A 19408-nucleotide genomic window follows, 5' to 3' on the forward strand; every position below is an offset into this window, starting at 1 on the left:
TCTATCTCTCTTATACTTTAAACCGATAACCAACGCCCCAGATCGTTTCTATATACTGAGGTTTGGACGGGTCATGCTCAATTTTTTCACGCAGTCTCCGAATGTGAACCGTTACCGTAGCTGCGTCTCCATTTGATTCTAAACCCCATATTCGCTCAAACAACTCTTCTTTCTCAAAAACACGGTTTGGATGTGATGCTAACAATAGAAGCAACTCGTATTCTTTAGAAGTCAACATAGCCTCTTCATCATGAATCGTCACTCTTCTTGCTTGCTTGTCAATTAACAAACCACGTATTTGAACGAGTTGTCCCAAGTTAGGCTTGTCTGCCGTCAATCTTTCATATCTAGCCAAGTGTGCTTTTACTCTTGCAACTAATTCACTTGGACTAAACGGTTTCGTAATATAGTCGTCAGCACCTAAACCAAGACCTCTAATTTTATCGATTTCTTCTTTTTTGGAAGTTACCATCAGAACCGGCATATTAAATTTGTTTCTGATCTGTCTACAAATCTCATATCCGTCCACTTTTGGTAACATCACATCGAGTATAATGAGATCAAAATTTCCCTCAAGTGCCTTTTGAAGCCCTGTATCTCCTCGTCCTTCAATATGAACAATAAATCCGTGGCTTTCCAAATAATCTCGTTGCAGCTCGGCGATTGCTCTCTCGTCTTCAATGATTAGTATGTTCTTCATGTTCGTTCACCGTCCTGACTGCCGTCGTTATTGGAAGCTCCAGACAAATGCGCGCACCGCCTTCTTCCTTGTTCTCAGCCCATACAAAACCGCCATGACCTTCAATAATTTGTTTTACAATAGCTAGACCTAGCCCGCTCCCCCCCATTTCAGAGTTGCGAGATTGCTCAGCGCGATAGAATCCATCGAAAATATAAGGTAGATCGTTTTCGTCTATACCTGGACCAGTATCATCAATGATAATACGAGCATTACCATTGTGTTCTGTCATCACAATTGAAATGATTGGATTTACTAATTCATCTTGATGAACCATGTACTTCAAACTATTATGCAAAATATTAGCAAGCACTCGGTTTAACTTATCTAGATCAGCAGCTATTAATAAAGGAGCATCTAGTTTAGGAGTAAACCGTAATTCCACGCCTTCTTTATCCATTTCAAACCGTTGTTCATCAATAAATTGCTCCATATACCGATTAAGATCTACCACTTTAAAGTCATAAGCTACCTTTTGCAAATCTAATTTCGTATAGAGAAACAATTCATCAATCAACTGATCCATATCTGTTGCCTTTCGATAAATCGTCTGCATATAACGAACTCGCTTCTCTTCCGTATTAGCAATTCCATCAACAATTCCTTCTACATACCCTTTTATTGCTGAAATAGGAGTTTTCAAATCATGTGTAATATGTGATAAAAGCAACTTGCGATTTTCCTCATATTGCAAACTTTGATCGATGGAAAGCTTTAATCGAATTCTCATTTCTTCAAATGCAGAACTTAACTGCGAAATTTCTGTAAGACGTGTCGTTTTACATAGTTTACCCATATCAAGCTCATCAGATAGGTCTCCTTCTTTTATACGTAGTGCAGCTGTACGTAGAGATTGAATCGGACGAATGATGCTTCGTGATACATAGTAAGTTAGTAGCAAACTTGTTAAAAGCACGAGCAACAGCCCTAAAGCCATGGAAAGTGGATGCCAAAAAATCGGAACCTGTTCTGTTCGATGTAGTAAGACAACACTTCCTTTACTTCCGTCTGAATAAACAACTTCAAGTGGATGCGCCGTAAACCGATACAGTTTAAATGAATACTCATCCTCTAGATTATCCACTAGCTGTTGCCAATTCTCATTAGGTGACAATTCCGTTAAATAAGGTGAAACTTCGGTTACAATACCATCCTTAGTAATAATAAGGCCAGCCCATTGATCACTCAATTTTTGTTGCACGCTGTGTACGAAAACTGGATCCTCGAGCTTTTCCGTATCGTCGGAAATGACGTAAGACAACTCACCGTAAATTAGTGCTTGATTGAAGTTTTCATTTCGTTGAGCCTCGGTAAACTCCCTCATATCCAGCTTTCCACCAGCAAAAAAGATCAACAACATTAAAAGGATCATGAGAATGACCGGAACAAAAGCCATTGCCAAATAAGACATATAAAGCTTTACTCTTATTGACATTGCCCCACGCTCCATCATGTTGTTTCTTATCTCGATCTAAGGTTAATCATAACGACTAATTCTAAACGAAAAAGAAATGAATTCTTACGAAATTATTACATTTTCAATGAGTCCTGAAAATGTAGTACCACAATCACTACTCCAATTTGCCAAATTTCCCAATTGGCCAAATACGGAATATCGCTTTACCTTCAACACTATCAATTGCTACAGGGCCAAATACACGGCTGTCCAAACTATTTTCACGATTATCACCTAATACAAATACATGATCAGCTGGAACCGTGTAAGGCACTTCTACAGTCCCGGAATATGTTTCACCTTTACTATACGTTTCATGCAACTCTGCACCATCTATAAAAACGTTCCCTTCACGAATGTCAATAACTTGTCCAGGCAGTGCAATCACTCTTTTCACTATTCTACCTTCATGCTCAGGACCATTAATAATGACGATATCACCTTGCGCAGGATCATTAAATCGATAGGTTACTTTATCTTCAATTAATCGTTGTCCGGCTACTAACGTGTTTTGCATCGATACATTATAAACCTCTGTTTGTGCATATGCATAATTTTGAAATAATAATGCCACTACAACAGCAACTCCTAAAGATACGACCCACTCTCTTACTTCTTTTACCCAGTTACTTTTCTTTTTCGTTGACTCTTCCATAACGCTCACCTCTTCTACATTAATTAGGAAACGGATAAGTGATGGCTTTAAATGCCTATACGATATACGATACCATTTGGAGATCGTTTCCAAAAGATCTGTTCACAAAAAATGTAATAGTTATTTGTGTTATCTCGGTAACTATTTAGATATGATAGGAGAAAAAAAGGAGAATGTTTTATGGCTCAATTTAGCAAAAAAAATAGACCGCAAATTGTGTTTGATATTGGAGGTGTGCTTGCGACTAATCTTTCACCTATCTTTTGGGATAGAGTGTCTGAACACGCTAAGCTGTCAAAGGATACGTTGTATCAAAACTATAAGGAGAATATAAGCAAGAAACTGTGGAGAGGACATCTTTCTGAAGCAGAATTTTGGGGTTGGCTGTTATTGCAGTCATCTGAAATTACGTTAGAAAAGGGACAAGCATTCCTTGCCGAAGCATTGACCCCCCTTCCCGCTATTGATAAGATTCCAAACTGGAGCAAATCTGCAGATATTCATATTTTGAGCAATCACGTTTCTTCATGGGTAGACCCTATACTGGAACCAATTAGACCTTACCTCAGCAACATCATTATTTCTAATAAAGTAGGTCTTAGCAAACCCCATAAAGATGTTTTCGACTATGTTGCTAGACTTTTACCGAAACAAAGCGTTGTTATTTTCGTTGATGATGGAATAAAAAATGTGCAACAAGCTGAATTATTGGGCTGGCACGGTATACTTGCTGATCACGATGGTGCTTGGATAAAGGAAATTGATAAGTTTATTTGATATTTCAATTTAATAATTATTGGAAGTGATTCTATTGTTAAGTTACTTCAATTGCTACAGTTTAATTTTCTAATAATCTTACTTCTCAATTAAAATATATAAAATTATGGGATAGATACATGCTATAATTTTCATATAATTGTATAAAGGGAGAGTTCGATGAAGAAAAAAATTGCTGTCATTTTATCTTTTTTATTGATAGTCACCTATTTTGCCATGTCAAAATCACCTACTACTGGTGAACAGAAAAGGCAAGTTCTTCGGATGGCTTCAAGTAATGTGACAAATGCGCTTGATCCGGCAATAGCTCAAGAAACGAGCACATTTACGATCTTGGGAGGATTGTTCGAAGGTCTTGTTCGTCTTGATGAATCGGGGCAAGTAGTACCTGCAATGGCTAAATCGTGGAAAATCTCAAATGATGGACTAACCTATACGTTCAAACTTCGTTCGAACATCAAGTGGAGTAATAAACAACGCGTCAAAGCATCCGATTTCGAATTTTCTTGGAAACGGACGCTAGAACCGGCTACTCAAAGCATTTATGCCTATAATATGTATCCAATTGCCAATGCGAAAGCATTTAACAGTGGTAAGTTGAAAGACGCATCAAAGGTTGGTGTAAAAGCTTTGAACCAAACGACATTGCAGGTTACGTTAGGTGAACCGACTTCATTTTTTCTTCAAACATTAGCTGATCCGATTTTTTTACCTCTACCTGAAACCGTAGTAAAAGCAAACAAGAATTGGGCTTCAAAAATTGGAACGATCGTGTCAAATGGTCCATTCAAGCTCAAAGAATGGCAAAAGGCAAAGAGGCTTGTTCTTGTCAAAAATCCAACCTATTATGATGCAGAAAAGATTCAACTCACAGAAGTTCAATTCACTCAATACACTTCGCAAATCTCACCGACAATAGCTTACGTGAACGGAGAGGTAGACTTTGTTGGATCCGATTTAACTATCGATTTCGAAAAACTAACAGAAGTCGCTTACAAAGATTACAAAATCTTTCCGCAATCAGCTACTTATTATTATCAATTCAATATGAACAAAGCCCCGTTTACGAATTTGAAAATCCGACAAGCGTTGGCAATGGGCCTTAACCGTGAGGTAATTGGATACGGAGCACCTGCGTATGGGTTCGTTCCACATCGTATTCTCGGAATTAAGGATGATTTTCGATCCGAATTTACTGACAACTATTTTAAGGAAGATATAAATAAAGCAAAATTGCTTCTTCAAGAAGGTTTGAAAGAGGAAGAATTAACGGAGCTGCCACAAATTACGTTGATTACGAATACGGGATCACACGTAAACAGTGTCGAAGAAATCATCGTTTCTGCATGGAAAGAAAATTTAGGGGTTGATGTGGATATAGAGGTACAAGAGTGGGAGGAACTGCTAGACAATCGTATGCAACAAAACTTCCAGTTAGCTAGAGCTAGTTGGGGCGCAGACTATAATGATCCCGCTTCTTTCCTAGAGTATTTCACCTCATGGAGTTCGAATAATGACTCTGGATGGAATAACTCGACCTACGATCAGTATGTAAAGCAGGCTCGTAGCGAGATCAATTCTCAGAACCGCAACCTACTTTACGCTAAAGCTGAAAAGTTGCTAATTGAGCAGATGGTCATTCTTCCAGTCTACTACTATGAAATTGATGTTCTACAAAAATCGAAATTAAAAGGGATGCAAGTAAATTATATGAGTACGGTTGATTTCAGCCGCGCCTATTTTGAATAACTACTCCTTCCTTGCCACAATTATAAAGATTCCGAACTTTGATTCAACAGTACTTTGATGCAATTTTCCAACAAGCTAATAGGAGACCTCAGCTAAATACAACAGCGGCATGCTAAAACTTTCTTTTCGAGTGTTAGATAGACTGATTTTTAATCACAAAAAGCGCAATCTTATAAGTAGATTATTCTACTGATCAGACAGCGCATTCTTGTTAAGATGTTTTAAAACCACATTGTTTTGCCATTTAGTCGCAAAAATACAGTTAGTTTCATTGGAATTAAATAAATATCATTTTCTAAGCGTATTTATCCACTTATCCAAGAAGATTGTACAGATTACGATAGCATTTAAGTGTAAAAATGCGTTTATTTATGAAGTCCTGCTTAGCATCTTCTTGCACTAGCGTACTTTTCAACACTCCCGATTTGAAACTGCATAATCAAAATTGAGTTAACTAATGAGGCAAAGCCTTTTCTCTTTACCTAAGCAACCTTTACGAGGCAGCTTGATATTTAAAGCCTTTGTCATCATTATGTGTTTGTAACCTTAACATAAACAAATTAATGGTTCACATTCTTACACTAATCAAAAACAATAATAACATACTCGCAAAAGCTATAGACAACATTATAGTATCTGGTTTAGTAAATGACAGTTTGAACCCTTGTGTAGATTTCTCCGTCATACTGCCATACCCTCTTGCTTCCAGAGCATCCGCCATACTTTCGGCAAGTCGAAGAATGGAGCGAATATAGGGTATGAGTAAAAATCGGATTAGTGAAATCGGAATAGAAGTTCCGCTTGAAACACCTTTACTTCTGGCCTGTACAAGCTTTGCAAATCTCCCATATTCCTTCATTAGTAGCGGAATAAATCGGAAAACAAGCGTTACAAGAAGACTAAACGAATAAATAGGGATACGTAATTTAGATAACCAACCGAACGTTTGCTCAATGGCTCGCTGAAGCCGTAATGGTGTCATCAACACAAGCATAGGCATACCTACAATCATTATAAGCATTAACTTTAATAATCGAACGGTTGTTGGTTCTGCAATCTCCCATTGAAAAGCGAACGGACTGAATGAAATCGCTCCAATAAAAATAAATATGATCGTTGCTATTAGGAATCCTCTTAAGACCGGCAACATGGAACGGGTAATCGGCCAGAAAGGTGCTGCGATACTAGCGATAATAAGAGTAGCTAAACCTATCTGATTCAAACTGTTCAACACTAGAACACCTGCTGTTAACAACATATACGAAATCACAATGGCTCGTGGATCAAAAAAATCTGAGCGTAGCCAGTTGCGTTTTCGCTTTAGTTCAGAGTTCAGTTTAGAGGTTTGTTCCGTTATAAATCCAGTTGACTTACTCTCTTGCGCATTTATTATAGGAACATAATCATGTACACAAGCTACAGACTCCCTCTTACCAACACTAATTGATGATATAGTTGCTATTTTATCATCTTGCCGCTCGTAGGCTGGCGATTCTAATACCCCTATATTTACTCGTTTATGTTTCATTGCACTACTCAGTTCTGTGGCTAGCTCCTTCGGAGTTAGCCACATTGGTTCACCACTATTTCGAGCATCTTGCGGTACCAAAGCAGTATGAGTCGACAAGGTGACCTCTGGCGGCAATACCGCCCTCTCGCGCAGCAGCGCAACTGCGCGAAGCGCCTGCGGCGCAGCTGCTGCAAGCGACAAGGCCGCAGCTAGCGGAGCCGCTTCGCGGACTATGCCGCCGTTAACCACGGCGACAACGTCCGCAAGCGGCAACAGCGCGTCGAGGTCGTGCGTTGCAACGACCGCTCCGCGCCCCGCCGCCCTGTGCGCTTCAAGCACCGCGCAAAGGCGGCGAGTACCTTCGGCGTCAAGCCCCGCCGTCGGCTCATCGAGCAATAGCCAGTCTGGCTCGCAAGCGAGCAGACAAGCTATAGCGAGACGACGCTGCTGGCCACCGCTCAGCGTCCATGGATCACGCTCCAGCAGAGCTGGCTGGAGCCCAACTTTATCGAGAGCGCCGCATATACGCTTCTCGATTTCTACGGCCGTCAGTCGATACGGCCTCAAAGAGAACTTGAATTCCTCTCTCACCGTGGCCGCAAACCATTGTGACTCTGAATGCTGCAACGAAATGCCTAACTTCATTAATACTTCGGCATTACGTTTTTTCTTATTTGTTTGCCATATTGATTGATCACCAAGCATCACTGAGCCTGAATGCAGTGAACGTAGTCCAGCCATCGTCTCCAATAGAGTTGATTTCCCCGCACCGTTATGTCCGACTAGCAATGTTATCCGTCCAGCTTTAAACTGCATGTCCACATTTTCTAGCAATAATCTCTCATCTTCTGCTCCATTTGCAACAGAAACGCTATTTAAATACCAATTAGCGGTCATAAAGAACCACCGCCTCTGTTAATTGTTCTATTGTTAAAGGTAGTGGCGATAACTGAATGCCTTCTTTTTCTAACTCCCATGCTACTTGTACAGCATAAGGAGCTTCAAATCCGAGACTTTCACATACACTTTCCTCTAGACTTAACCGTTTACGTTGAAACAATTCTGGAGCTTTACCATCGAATACGATTGTACCTTCCTTAAGGACAATAGCACGATCTTGCTCCCTTAGTTCTTCAAGTTTCTGCGTAATCCAAATAATGGACACACCAGACTGATGAAGCTCCCTCACCTTGTCTAGTACAAAGATAGACATGCTTGGGTCAAGCATCGTAGTTACTTCATCAAGCAGCAATAATGGAGCCTGCACAGCAAGACAACCTGCAATAGCTAACAATTGTTTTTGCCCACCAGAAAGCGTCTCAACAGGCTGATTCATCCGTTCCTTCAGTCCAACTGCTTCAAGTACCTCTACTATCTTTCCTTGTATAAGTTCGGCTGCAACTCCATGCCGCTCCAGCATAATAACAACATCTTCCCAAGGTGTTGAACCGATAATTCCCGCTTCCGGCTGCTGCATCACGATCGGAATAGGAGAAGTAGATAACTTCTCCCTGTTTCGTTTCACTTTACCGCTTACCCCTAGCCTGAGCATTCCTGAAATAACTTTTAGAAGGGTGCTTTTCCCGCTCCCATTTGAACCAATCACTGTAATCCATTCACCACGATTTATTCCGAAAGAAACTTTATTCATTATCAGAGCTTCACCACTTATCTCAAGTGAAACTGGAGTAACAGACACTTCCTCTAATTGTACAAGATACTGTTCCAACAAAAAATTTCACCTTACCTCTTCCCATGTTCGATCCGCTGTGCTAAAATTCGATCTGTTAACCTGAGATTATGTTAAATGGTTAACAATAAAATTGCAACCACTTTAAAGGAGTCGTTAACATCATGCACAACAGTCCTATTCGTTCGTTAGTTTATGTAGCATTATTCGCTGCACTATTTATTGTCCTTGGTATGGTGCAAATGCGCCTAGGTTTTTCTGCCGTACCCATTACACTTCAAACATTAGGAATTATTTTAGCTGGATTATTTCTAAGGCCAGTTCATGCATTCGCCAGCATTGCACTAGTCATTTTGCTAACTGCTTTCGGATTGCCTTTATTCGGAGGCGATGGAGGTATTTCAAAACTTACCGGGCCTTCTGCTGGCTTTATATTCGCTTTCCCATTCTGTGCCATGTTGACAAGCATCCTTGTAGGCAAGCTTATATCATCCAAGCGAATGATCAGCAATAAAGTCATAACTACTTTACTACTTTTTGCAATCTTCTTATTGATAAGTTCTTTGTTGTCCTATATACCAGGCTTGTTATGGATGAAAAACGTAGTGTTATCCTATAGTTGGAATAAAGTTTTAACAATCGGAGGTTCATTCGTACCCGGCGATACTGCAAAAGCATTCGTTGGTGCACTTATCGCAGTGTCCCTGCTCCCAGTGGTCTACCGTTTCCGTTCAACGACCGATACGAAAAAGATGAATCAGTTCTCAACTTCCGACTAATCCTACTCAAAACAAAATCCGCCCGCCTGCTATGGCTTTAAGCCGTAGTCGGCGGGCGGATTTTTTATATCAAGTCGATTAATCGCTGTTACCGATTAGTCGCTGCATTCCTCTGGAGCTGGCTCGTTAGCATCTTCAACATTGATACGATCAGATACAGTGTCGCGAATAATCGTAACAACAAGTTGAAGTAAATAGTTTATGTCGGATTGGCTTTGTTGAAACTGTGATACGATCGGCATTCCATCAAGCTCGTCCTGCAAAACTTCCATTTCAGCTTCAATCTTTTTGACCATATCAGGGTTTTTGAAAGTTGTTTCAAAAGCGACAACTTCCTTCTGCTTTTTCTTAATTTTAGTGATCAGTTGTTGCACTTTTTCGTTCGCATTGATTTGTTGCTCTGCACGACGATAGAGTTGAACTTCTTCAGAATTGAAAATAATCTCTGCAAGCTCTTTCGTTTTTGCCATAATATCTTCTTTTACAATTAGATCGCGTGTGTGGAAAGAAGGAATATCTTCAGTACCACCATGATGACTGCATGCTACACCGTGTGAGTGATCGTGTTGCCCTGCTCCTGTTTTCATTTGTTGCTCTGCCATTCATTATCTCTCCCATTTATACCGTTAGCTAACGGCTTCGTCTAAGGCCGACTTTATCGGCTCTGCTTTGATATACCATGTTTGAGCATCGGTTACTCGAGCATGTACGAATGTACCGATCCACTCTTTAGGTCCTTCCAAATGAACAAGCTTGTTAGTCCGAGTACGGCCAGCAAGCACATTGGAATTGTTTTTGCTTTCGCCTTCAATGAGCACTTCTATTATCTTACCACGCATTAGTTCATTTTTCTCGCGTCCAATTGAAGCTATTAGCTCATTCAAACGTTGTAAACGACGTTTCTTCGTCTCTATTGGGACATTATCCTCCATACTAGCAGCAGGAGTCCCTTCCCGTGGAGAATAAATAAACGAATAAGCAAATTCAAACTCTACTTGTTTGACAAGAGTCATCGTTTCCTCAAATTGCTCATCTGTTTCACCTGGGAAACCAACGATAATATCGGTCGTTAGAACCGCGTCTGGAATGGCCTTTTTAATTTTGGCTGCCAGTTCCAAATACGTATCACGAGAATATTTACGGCTCATCCGTTTGAGCACTTCCGTACTACCTGATTGTACAGGCAAATGAATATGCTCGACAAGATTGCCACGCTGTGCAAGTACTTCGATCAAATGATCATCGAAATCTCTTGGATGACTAGTCGTAAATCGTACTCGTGGTATGTCTACCTTTGATATATCAGCCATCAGATCACCGAAGCGATAGCTCCTGTCATCAAAGTCTTTTCCATAGGCGTTTACGTTCTGGCCAAGTAGCGTAATCTCCTTGTAGCCTTGTCTCGCCAATTCACGAACTTCAGCGATAACATCTTCTGGTCTACGACTACGTTCTTTGCCTCGTGTATATGGAACAATACAATATGTACAGAACTTGTCACAGCCATACATGATGTTGACCCAAGCTCTCATGCCGTCACGTTTCTTCGGCATATTTTCGATAATGTCGCCTTCTTTTGACCAAACTTCAACGACAAGTTCTTTACTGAAATAAGCGTTTTTGAGTAGATGTGGAAGACGGTGTATATTGTGCGTACCGAAGATCACATCAACAAAGGAGTGTTTTTGCAGGATTCTGCCTACGACGGACTCCTCCTGAGACATACACCCACAAACACCTAATATTAGATCAGGGTTTTCAAGCTTTAGCACCTTTAGATGACCAAGCTCACCAAACACCTTATCCTCAGCATTTTCACGAATTGCACATGTGTTTAGAAGAATAACATCGGCTTGTTTCCGATCATCTGTTGCGGAATAACCCATCTCCTCAAACATGCCTTTCATCACTTCGGTATCATGCTCATTCATTTGGCAGCCATACGTTTGGATCAAATAATGTTTGCCTACTCCCATCGTCCGCAATTCCTCCGGAATGGAGAAATCATAATGAACCTGTATATCCTCTTTACCCCGCTTTTTTTCATCCTTATAGGATGGAGCTGAATTAAGTTGAATATTACGGCCTTTAATACGTACTGTAGTCGTACCATCTACTTCGCTTAAAATTTTTGCATCCGAGAAATCGAAGTATTTGGAATAGTCCTTTTCGTTGCTCGCAGATGGCGTCGCATCCGTTCTGCCCGTCAGCTTCGTCACATTGTTCACATCCTCTGTGCTATATCTCCATGTTACTCCAAAAACAATCTATAAACATCAATTAGTAATTATATCATAGGTTCACTTTACTAATCCATCTTCGAATAGGTCTTCTCCTACTCCTTTGTTAGGAACAATGAATCAATGTACATTTCGCAAAATTGTTCGAAAATGAGTTCCTGCGTATACCCCTTCGTTTGAACAAGATGTCGATACGTATGTGGGGATAGAACAGCTATATAGGAATGAGCAATAAATGCAGCATCAATCTTTCGAACTAAAGTAGATTGATCAGCACTCAATAATAAGTCAGTAATTAGGCCGTGCAAGTAGTGATATGGATGGGATTGAAAAAAGTCTTCACTATTTTTTTCACTTAGCTTATGAGCGTGGATAACACCAAGCATTTTTGACTTCTCGTCAAGAAATGCGAGAATAATCGCAATGACGCCTCTTAATCTATTCCGAACAGATTGAGACGATGCAGATGACAAGTATTCAGCCATTTGATCACGAAAAATAGCAAGAGTTTCTTCCATCATACAAAGACATAAATCTGCTTTATTTGCGTATCTGCGATAAAGAGTTGCTTGACCAACTCCGGCAGTTTTCGCAATTTGATGCATACTGACTGCTTCTACGCCATGCTCCCTAAACAATTGACTAGCTGTATGCAATATTGTACTGCTTAGCTCTTCCTTTGTTCGATTATTTTCTGAACCCGTCATCTCTTTATCTCCTCACGTGTTCGCAAAAGATTCGATTGACTTTTAACTCAATCGTCCGTATGATTCTTAAATGCGGACAATTGTCCGCTGAATGATTTACACCTCTTATTGTAGCCTTGGCTGAATAACAGGTCAATCATTGAGAGAGATAAAGCCCAATATGGGATAGGAGGAAATATGATGTCGTCAAGAGCAACCAATGCTTCAGGCTCAGGAGAAGTAACCATCAAGAGTATTATGCTGCCCCTCATGGCTATTATTGTCGGTATGTTCATGGTTATTTTGGATGGGACAGCAATGAATGTTGCGATCAATCAGTTTATGGTTGATTTCGAAAGTACGTTTAGTTTGGTCCAATGGACAATTACTGGTTATGCACTAGCTCAAGCAGCAGTCATTCCACTTGCTGGGTGGTTATCTGATCGATTTGGAGCTAAGCGAGTATTTTTGACTTCTGTTATTTTATTTACGATTGGTTCTGTTCTGTGTGCATTTGCAGCAACCGTTGAACAACTAATCATTTACCGTATTCTTCAAGGTCTTGGTGGGGGAATGGTCGCACCAATTGCAATGGCATTTACTTATCGCCTTAGCCCTCCAGGCAAACAAGGTGCAGTAATGGGCATGATCGGTATTCCGATGTTGCTTGCGCCAGCACTTGGTCCCGTAGTAGGCGGATACTTAGTTGATTTTGCTACTTGGCATTGGATTTTCCTCATTAATTTGCCTATCGGTATTATTGCTGTCATTATCGGAATAAAAACACTTCCAAACTTGGAGCGTCAGACTGTACCAACACTCGATATACTGGGTATTATTCTTGCTCCACTTGCATTTGCAATGCTTGCTTACGGAATAAGCTCGGCTGGCGGTGAACATGGCTCAGGTAGTGGATGGACTTCTCCTGCAACGTTGACAGGTCTTATTGTTGGGGGTGTTGCTTTAATCTTGTTCATTATTGTGGAGTTGCGTCGTAGACAACCACTTTTAGAGCTTCGTGTCTTTAAATCCAGCGACTTCACAAGAGGTATTATTTTACAATGGATCACGCAGATCGCATTGTTCGGTACAATCTTCCTCATTCCAATCTTTTTGATTGGTGTAAAAGGTTACTCTGCCTTTGATACTGGCTTAATCCTTTTACCACAAGCACTTGCAGCAGGCATATTCATGCCTATTGGCGGCAAACTATTTGATAAGTTTGGTGCTCGTCCAGTTGTTATATTTGGCTTATTGCTCGTATCCATTGGTGCATATTTGTTATCACACATTTCTGCTACTACAACAATTCCAGAAATAATGGTTCCACTTGTTCTACTTGGTTCCGGTATGGGCTTCTCCATGATGCCGATCAACACCCATATCATTCAATCAGCACCTAAAGAACTCGTTGGCCGCGTTACGTCGCTAACGGGTGCTGCACAACAAGTAATGACTTCATTTGCCATTGCTGGTTTATCTACGCTACTTGCTAGTCGAGTGAAACATTATACGGTTGCAAGCCCAGGACCAAACATTCCGTATTTGTCCTACGGAGATGCATTCCTTGTTCTATCCATAATCGGTGTATTCGGTATTGCAGTAGCACTGCTTCTTCGCAAGCCGAAACAACAAGAAGGCACTAGCCCTTCTGGTGAGAAATCAGATATGTCAGTAATGATGAGTCATTAAATTTTCGATTTAAAAATTGATTGAGATCAAGAAAATGCTGTAGTCATGGACAAATTTATACGTCCTTGACTGCAGCTTTTTTTTGAAATTAAAATTGTTGGTCGTAAATCGACCTTACCAATTCACACTTATAGATATTTGCCCTACTTTAAATAATTTTGTTATCTTCGATCAGTTTACTAGTAATTACAGATTTCAGATCGATCTAAACTGCTTACACGCTAATTCCCCTCAGTACCCTTCAGTCACGACCCGCTTCGTAAAGCTTTTGTGCTAACATGCCTGGTCTTGTAAGTGTGTCTGTAAAATGGTCCCCATCGCCAACAATAAGGCGGAACTGACCGAGTCTTGTGGACATATGCGGATTCCAGCCGAAACCTTCCCCTTGTGGCAATGCATTGTCTTGGTAAAAATATAAATAACTTTTGGGAATAGACAATTTATAGAACGTTTTAAGATCCAACTTCTCAAAAAGCGGTTTAGCCGGTTCCGGAATGACGCCTGCATACAGATGTTTGGCTTCCTCAAATGTCGCCGTATTAACGAACAAGTCTCGAAATAGCGGAAATGGTAACATAATTGTATCATCATTTGAACTTGCTCGAAGTTGCTCGAAACCTTGCCTTGTTGGCGGCGGTAACTCTTCAGCAAGTGATTCGCCATCTTTTAGTACAAACGCATCCCAGAAAACGAGACGTTTAATACGCGCAGGTATTTGTTCTGCAACCTTTTGGATAACTGTTCCCCCGAAACTATGCCCGACGAGAATGAAGTTACTTAGGTTCAATTTTAATATAAAATCTACGACTGACTTCGTGATCATAGCATGCGTGACATCTTTATTAGGATCTTTGCCGTGTCCTGCATATTCTGGCGTGTAGACAATATGTCCATGACTACGTAGCACCGCCGCTACGCGGTCCCAGAAGTGAGCATCAGCCCAAGAGCCGTGAACAAGTACGAAGGTAAGTTGTTGCTGTACGGGCGATTGGTATCTTAAATCGGATTCGAGTGCAACATTGCTCCAGTTACACCATCCGGCAGAATAAGGGAAGTTATAATAAACGATAGGCATAAATCTAAAGTCGGGGTATCGGAAATGATCATTTAATTGGAGGTAAGGAAACATGTGTAAGACATCCTCTCATATCGGCATCTATGTTCAGATTATGCCTATTTGGTTCGAGAGGTGCCCACACTTGGAGTGACACTTTACAATAATACTTCCCATTAGCTTAGTTAGTGTGTTACTTATGACAAATTCTTGGATTAATTATAGAAGTTGATTCAGTTTCAGCTATAAAAATTGCATTATGCGTTTAACTTCTGGATGGTTTTCTACTTCACTAATGGAAAACCACTTTAAATCAATAAGCTATTGATTATTTTGAGATAATTCGGGGTCAGAACCTAATTGAGCATTACCACTAACAATTTCCGCTAAAAAGCAGAAATATTTACCGTTAATCCTTTCACTAAACATTTTGCATACTTTTTTAGTAATAGATATGATTAATCCAGTTTCTTCAAATACCTCTCTCACAGCACAATCTAATGCTGTTTCATCTTCCTCAATCCTTCCACCTGGAAAAGTCCAGATCGTTTCGCTTTTTATTTCTGTTTAATCAGAAGGATTAAATCGTTACTGATAATTGCTGCGCAACTTCTATCTCCCATAAAGATCCTCCCAATTAACATTACCATAATTGTACAACAGTAATTTATTTTATTGGGATTCTCTTTTGTTTGTAAATGAAAAAAGAATGGAATCATGTCAGTTAATCTCTAGTTAAGTGTATTAATACCGTTATTCATCTTGTAAAATAGCTTTTATCGCAAATTAAACACATAAATGTGCTTAGATACATATTTTAAAAACTCTTTATAAACAATAAGTGTATAAATACGTTTATTTATATATTCAATCTATAGCAGTTACAGTAGCAATAAAAAAAGAGGATATTAAAGTAACCTCAGTTACTTTAATATCCTCTTAATCGTCCGAAAATCTATTCCACGATTTCTGCCATATCGCCGTTATTAATACCAGCTGCATTAGCTTCATCCGTATCGATGTGCATATCAAGTGCATATTCCGGTGACACGCGAGCAATGACATGCTCGAATACAACGCCGCGCTCTCCACCAACACGAACACGAAGTTTTTGTTTATCTGTAATTCCAAAAGCTTCAGCATCACTTGTATGGAAATGAATATGGCGTGCTGCAATAATAACGCCTTCTTCAATTGTAACTTCACCAGCTGGCCCCTGAAGCGTTATTCCTGCAGATCCTGCCGTGTGACCAGATTCTCTAACAGGTGGTTTCACACCAAGCGCAAATGCGTCTGTGCGTGATACTTCCAGTTGTGTACCTTTGCGAGTTGGTCCAAGAATACGAACTTTAGCAAATGAACCCTTTGGTCCAACAACAGCTACAGTCTCATTAGCTGCAAATTGTCCTGGCTGAGATAACGGCTTCATCTCCGTCAACGTATAATCTTTACCGAAAAGAATTTGTACATGTTCGTCTGAAAGGTGAATATGTCTTGCGGATACGCCTACTGGTACTTGTTTAGTCATGATGTTCCACTCCTGTTTTCTATCTATCTTATTTTAAAATAAAAAGCATACGGCCTATAAGCCGTATGCTTATCATAGCACTTATCTAAATTCAGCCACAAGTTGGTTGAATTGTTCTTCGGTCATTTTTAATTCTTGCTTCGCAAGTCCCTCAGTTTTAAAACCTGTAACCATATCTTCATACGATTTACGACTAGTATTCTGATAGATGAGACCTGTTAACATTCCGTTTGTTTCCATAATCTTGTTCATCGCTACGACACGATCCCCTGGATTGTAATCTGGGAATTGCTCCAAGTTCACAATGTTTTCCTTAAACCAGTCGTACGTATTGATTTTGTTGAACGTTACACATGGGCTGAACACATTGATCAGTGAGAAGCCTTCATGTTTAATCCCTTGCTCGATTAGGCTAGTCAATTGCTTTAAATCGCTTGAAAACGACTGTGCAACGAATGTAGCACCTGCTGACATTGCAATCTCCAAAGGAGACAGCGTTGTTTCGATAGATCCTTCAGGTGTGGATTTCGTTTTGAACCCTTCCGCACTACGTGGTGAAGTTTGACCTTTTGTAAGTCCATAGATTTGATTATCCATAACGATATAAGTAATGTTCACGTTACGACGAATGGCATGGACAGTATGCCCCATACCAATCGCAAAACCATCTCCATCTCCACCAGAAGCAATAACCGTAAGTTCACGGTTCGCAAGCTTAACGCCTTGAGCTATCGGCAACGCTCGTCCATGAATACCATGTAAACCGTATGCGTTAATATAACCGGAAATTCGACCAGAACATCCAATACCAGAAATAACAGCTAGCTCATTTGGCTCCAGACCAACATTCGCAGACGCACGTTGAATTGCTGCTTGTATCGAGAAATCTCCACAACCGGGACACCAGTTAGGCTTCAAATCGTTACGAAATTCTTTAAAAGTTGCCATCTCTTAACTCAGCTCCTTACAAGCTTTATATACTTCAAGCGGAAGGAATGGATTGCCGTCATATTTTAGCAGGCTTTCAATTTTCTCTGCAAGTCCTACATTCATTTTCACTTGACCGGCAAGCTGTGCTGTCGCATTGTTCTCAATAATAATGACCTTTTTAGCACTTGTCATAAGTGGTTTAAGCAAATGAGTTGGGAACGGATGAATTTGACGGATCGTAACATGGTTACTCGTAATACCGTCTTCAGCAAGATACTCTCTAGCAGCGTCGATTGTACCGCCTGTCGATCCCATACCAATGACCAAAAGATCAGGGTTATCATGTGGAGCGTCAATGCGTAGTGCATCTCTAATTGCCAAGTTATCAAGTTTTCCAAGACGTTTATCCATCATCTTTTGACGGTTGACAGCATTTTCTGATGGACGACCAACTTCATCATGCTCAACTCCGGTTACATGATGTATGCCGCCCTTCTCACCTGGCAAAATACGTGGTGAAATTCCATCATTCGTAAATTCATATCGTTTGAATAATGCATGGCCTTCAAGTGCTGGGGCATCCTTCACAAGCTTACCTCGTGAAATCGCAATTTGACTGAAATCAAGTGCATCACATGATTGTTTACCGAGTGACAATTGCAAATCAGTCATTACAATGACTGGTACTTGATACTGCTCCGACAAGTTAAACGCTTCGATCATATCATAGAAGCAATCCTCAATCGATGCAGGTGCAATAACGATCTTAGGAATCTCACCATGAGTTCCGTACACCATTGCGTTTAGATCTGATTGTTCTTGTTTCGTTGGCAGACCTGTTGAAGGGCCTCCACGCTGTGTATTAACGATAACTAGTGGTGTCTCAGTCATTCCAGCAAGACCTATCGCCTCCATCATTAGAGAGAGACCAGGGCCCGCTGAAGCGGTCATCGTACGTACACCTGCGTAGTTTGCACCTATTGCCATCGTTACAGCAGCAATTTCATCTTCAGTTTGAACGACTGTTCCACCAAACTTAGGAAGCTTCTTGATCAAATACTCCATAATCTCCGATGCTGGAGTAATAGGATAGGCAGACATAAGGCGACAGCCAGCTGCTAAGCTTCCAAGTCCGATCGCTTCATTTCCGATCATAAACAACTTTTGAATACCGTCTGCATCCTCAAGCTTAAACGCCTCAAGAGGACCGCCAGCTTGCTCTAATACAAACTCTGCACCTTGTTTAACTGCTTCAATATTTTTTTCAACGATAGCTGGACCTTTACGGCCGAACTCTTCTTCTACTGCCTTATTAAAAACTTCGATTGGCAAACCTAATAGCGCCCAAGATGCCCCTGATGCTACCATGTTCTTCATAAGTGATGTGCCAAGATCTTCAGCCATCTTCGTAATCGGAACAGCAAACAATCGTGCATCAATACCTTCAGGAATCGTAGGGTTAAACTTAGCATCTGCCACAACTACTCCACCAGAACGAAGCTCGCGAGCGTTAAGATCAATACTTTCCTGATCAAACGCTACAAGAATGTCCAGGTCATCCGAGATCGCGCGAATAGGCTTCGTGCTGATGCGAATTTTATTGTTAGTATGTCCGCCTTTAATACGCGATGAAAAATGACGGTACCCATATAAATAATAGCCTAACCGGTTAAGCGCCGTGGAAAAGATTCGGTCGGTACTTTCTACGCCTTCACCTTGTTGGCCACCGATCTTCCAAGACAATTGACTAATCAAAGTGCCCATCTCCTCTGCTCCATTTAGGTGCATGATTTTCGACAATTTAGCCATTATATAATAGAAATGATAATAGTCACAACAATTTTATGTTTGTAACCGCTATTTTGCAAGATGTAAACGCTTATATAAAGTATATTAAAATTAGATTAAAATCATATCGATTTG

At 40.5% G+C, this 19408-nt stretch carries 17 protein-coding genes; 4 read left to right on the plus strand and 13 right to left on the minus strand.

Going from position 1 to position 19408, the window contains the following annotated elements:
• Positions 1-10 precede the first annotated feature (10 nt).
• The 3 genes from I6N90_RS01825 to lepB form a co-directional block, all read right to left on the minus strand.
• A complete protein-coding gene (locus tag I6N90_RS01825) occupies positions 11-700 on the minus strand; it encodes a response regulator transcription factor (RefSeq protein WP_197933807.1) in 690 nt (229 codons plus the stop codon).
• Positions 678-2174, minus strand: coding sequence for a HAMP domain-containing sensor histidine kinase (locus I6N90_RS01830; protein ID WP_197933808.1), 1497 nt, complete (start codon positions 2172-2174; stop codon positions 678-680). Before I6N90_RS01830 ends, I6N90_RS01825 begins: the two co-directional genes overlap by 23 nt.
• 136 nt (positions 2175-2310) lie before the next feature.
• The gene (gene lepB, locus I6N90_RS01835) at positions 2311-2850 is read right to left on the minus strand and encodes a signal peptidase I (RefSeq protein WP_197933809.1); all 540 of its coding nucleotides are present in this window, start codon (positions 2848-2850) and stop codon (positions 2311-2313) included.
• A 180-nt stretch (positions 2851-3030) separates the two neighbouring features.
• Here lepB and I6N90_RS01840 point away from each other — a divergent pair, with 180 nt between their 5' ends.
• Complete coding sequence (locus I6N90_RS01840; protein ID WP_197933810.1) at positions 3031-3627, plus strand: HAD-IA family hydrolase; 597 nt, start codon at positions 3031-3033, stop codon at positions 3625-3627.
• Positions 3628-3786: 159 nt separating this feature from the next.
• The gene (locus tag I6N90_RS01845) at positions 3787-5376 is read left to right on the plus strand and encodes a peptide ABC transporter substrate-binding protein (protein ID WP_197933811.1); all 1590 of its coding nucleotides are present in this window, start codon (positions 3787-3789) and stop codon (positions 5374-5376) included.
• Positions 5377-5944: 568 nt separating this feature from the next.
• On the opposite strand, the gene I6N90_RS01850 is transcribed toward I6N90_RS01845, so the two are convergent.
• The gene (locus I6N90_RS01850) at positions 5945-7783 is read right to left on the minus strand and encodes an ATP-binding cassette domain-containing protein (protein WP_197933812.1); all 1839 of its coding nucleotides are present in this window, start codon (positions 7781-7783) and stop codon (positions 5945-5947) included.
• Positions 7773-8615 carry an ATP-binding cassette domain-containing protein gene (locus tag I6N90_RS01855; RefSeq protein ID WP_197933813.1) on the minus strand — a complete coding sequence of 281 codons (843 nt, stop codon included), beginning with the start codon at positions 8613-8615 and terminating at the stop codon, positions 7773-7775. Before I6N90_RS01855 ends, I6N90_RS01850 begins: the two co-directional genes overlap by 11 nt.
• Before the next feature lie 125 nt (positions 8616-8740).
• On the opposite strand from I6N90_RS01855, the gene I6N90_RS01860 reads away from it, so the two are divergent.
• Positions 8741-9355 carry a biotin transporter BioY gene (locus I6N90_RS01860; protein ID WP_197933814.1) on the plus strand — a complete coding sequence of 205 codons (615 nt, stop codon included), beginning with the start codon at positions 8741-8743 and terminating at the stop codon, positions 9353-9355.
• Between the two features lie 95 nt (positions 9356-9450).
• Here the strand turns inward: I6N90_RS01860 and I6N90_RS01865 are convergent, their stop codons facing one another.
• The 3 genes from I6N90_RS01865 to I6N90_RS01875 form a co-directional block, all read right to left on the minus strand.
• Positions 9451-9957 carry a RicAFT regulatory complex protein RicA family protein gene (locus I6N90_RS01865; RefSeq protein ID WP_197933815.1) on the minus strand — a complete coding sequence of 169 codons (507 nt, stop codon included), beginning with the start codon at positions 9955-9957 and terminating at the stop codon, positions 9451-9453.
• Positions 9958-9981: 24 nt separating this feature from the next.
• Positions 9982-11574 (minus strand): tRNA (N6-isopentenyl adenosine(37)-C2)-methylthiotransferase MiaB, encoded by a 1593-nt coding sequence (gene miaB, locus I6N90_RS01870; RefSeq protein WP_332262377.1) that lies wholly within the window; start codon positions 11572-11574, stop codon positions 9982-9984.
• A 116-nt stretch (positions 11575-11690) separates the two neighbouring features.
• Positions 11691-12302, minus strand: coding sequence for a TetR/AcrR family transcriptional regulator (locus I6N90_RS01875; RefSeq protein ID WP_197933816.1), 612 nt, complete (start codon positions 12300-12302; stop codon positions 11691-11693).
• Positions 12303-12482: 180 nt separating this feature from the next.
• Between I6N90_RS01875 and I6N90_RS01880 the strand changes: the two genes are divergently transcribed.
• A complete protein-coding gene (locus I6N90_RS01880) occupies positions 12483-13973 on the plus strand; it encodes a DHA2 family efflux MFS transporter permease subunit (RefSeq protein ID WP_197933817.1) in 1491 nt (496 codons plus the stop codon).
• A gap of 241 nt (positions 13974-14214) precedes the next feature.
• Here I6N90_RS01880 and I6N90_RS01885 read toward each other — a convergent pair whose 3' ends face one another.
• The 5 genes from I6N90_RS01885 to I6N90_RS01905 all read right to left on the minus strand — a co-directional run bounded on the left by I6N90_RS01885 (position 14215) and on the right by I6N90_RS01905 (position 19240).
• Positions 14215-15102, minus strand: coding sequence for an alpha/beta fold hydrolase (locus I6N90_RS01885; protein ID WP_232242494.1), 888 nt, complete (start codon positions 15100-15102; stop codon positions 14215-14217).
• A gap of 246 nt (positions 15103-15348) precedes the next feature.
• Positions 15349-15588, minus strand: a complete 240-nt coding sequence (locus I6N90_RS25370; protein ID WP_197934761.1) for an NUDIX domain-containing protein — start codon at positions 15586-15588, stop codon at positions 15349-15351.
• Positions 15589-15982: 394 nt separating this feature from the next.
• The gene (pduL, locus tag I6N90_RS01895) at positions 15983-16555 is read right to left on the minus strand and encodes a phosphate propanoyltransferase (protein WP_197933818.1); all 573 of its coding nucleotides are present in this window, start codon (positions 16553-16555) and stop codon (positions 15983-15985) included.
• 81 nt (positions 16556-16636) lie between these two features.
• Positions 16637-17503, minus strand: a complete 867-nt coding sequence (locus I6N90_RS01900; RefSeq protein WP_197933819.1) for a 2-oxoacid:ferredoxin oxidoreductase subunit beta — start codon at positions 17501-17503, stop codon at positions 16637-16639.
• 3 nt (positions 17504-17506) lie between these two features.
• Entirely contained in the window at positions 17507-19240 is a 1734-nt protein-coding gene (locus I6N90_RS01905) for a 2-oxoacid:acceptor oxidoreductase subunit alpha (protein ID WP_197934762.1), read from the minus strand.
• Positions 19241-19408: the final 168 nt, after the last annotated feature.

Source organism: Paenibacillus sp. GSMTC-2017 (assembly GCF_016019935.1).
Taxonomy (GTDB): Bacteria; Bacillota; Bacilli; order Paenibacillales; family Paenibacillaceae; genus Pristimantibacillus.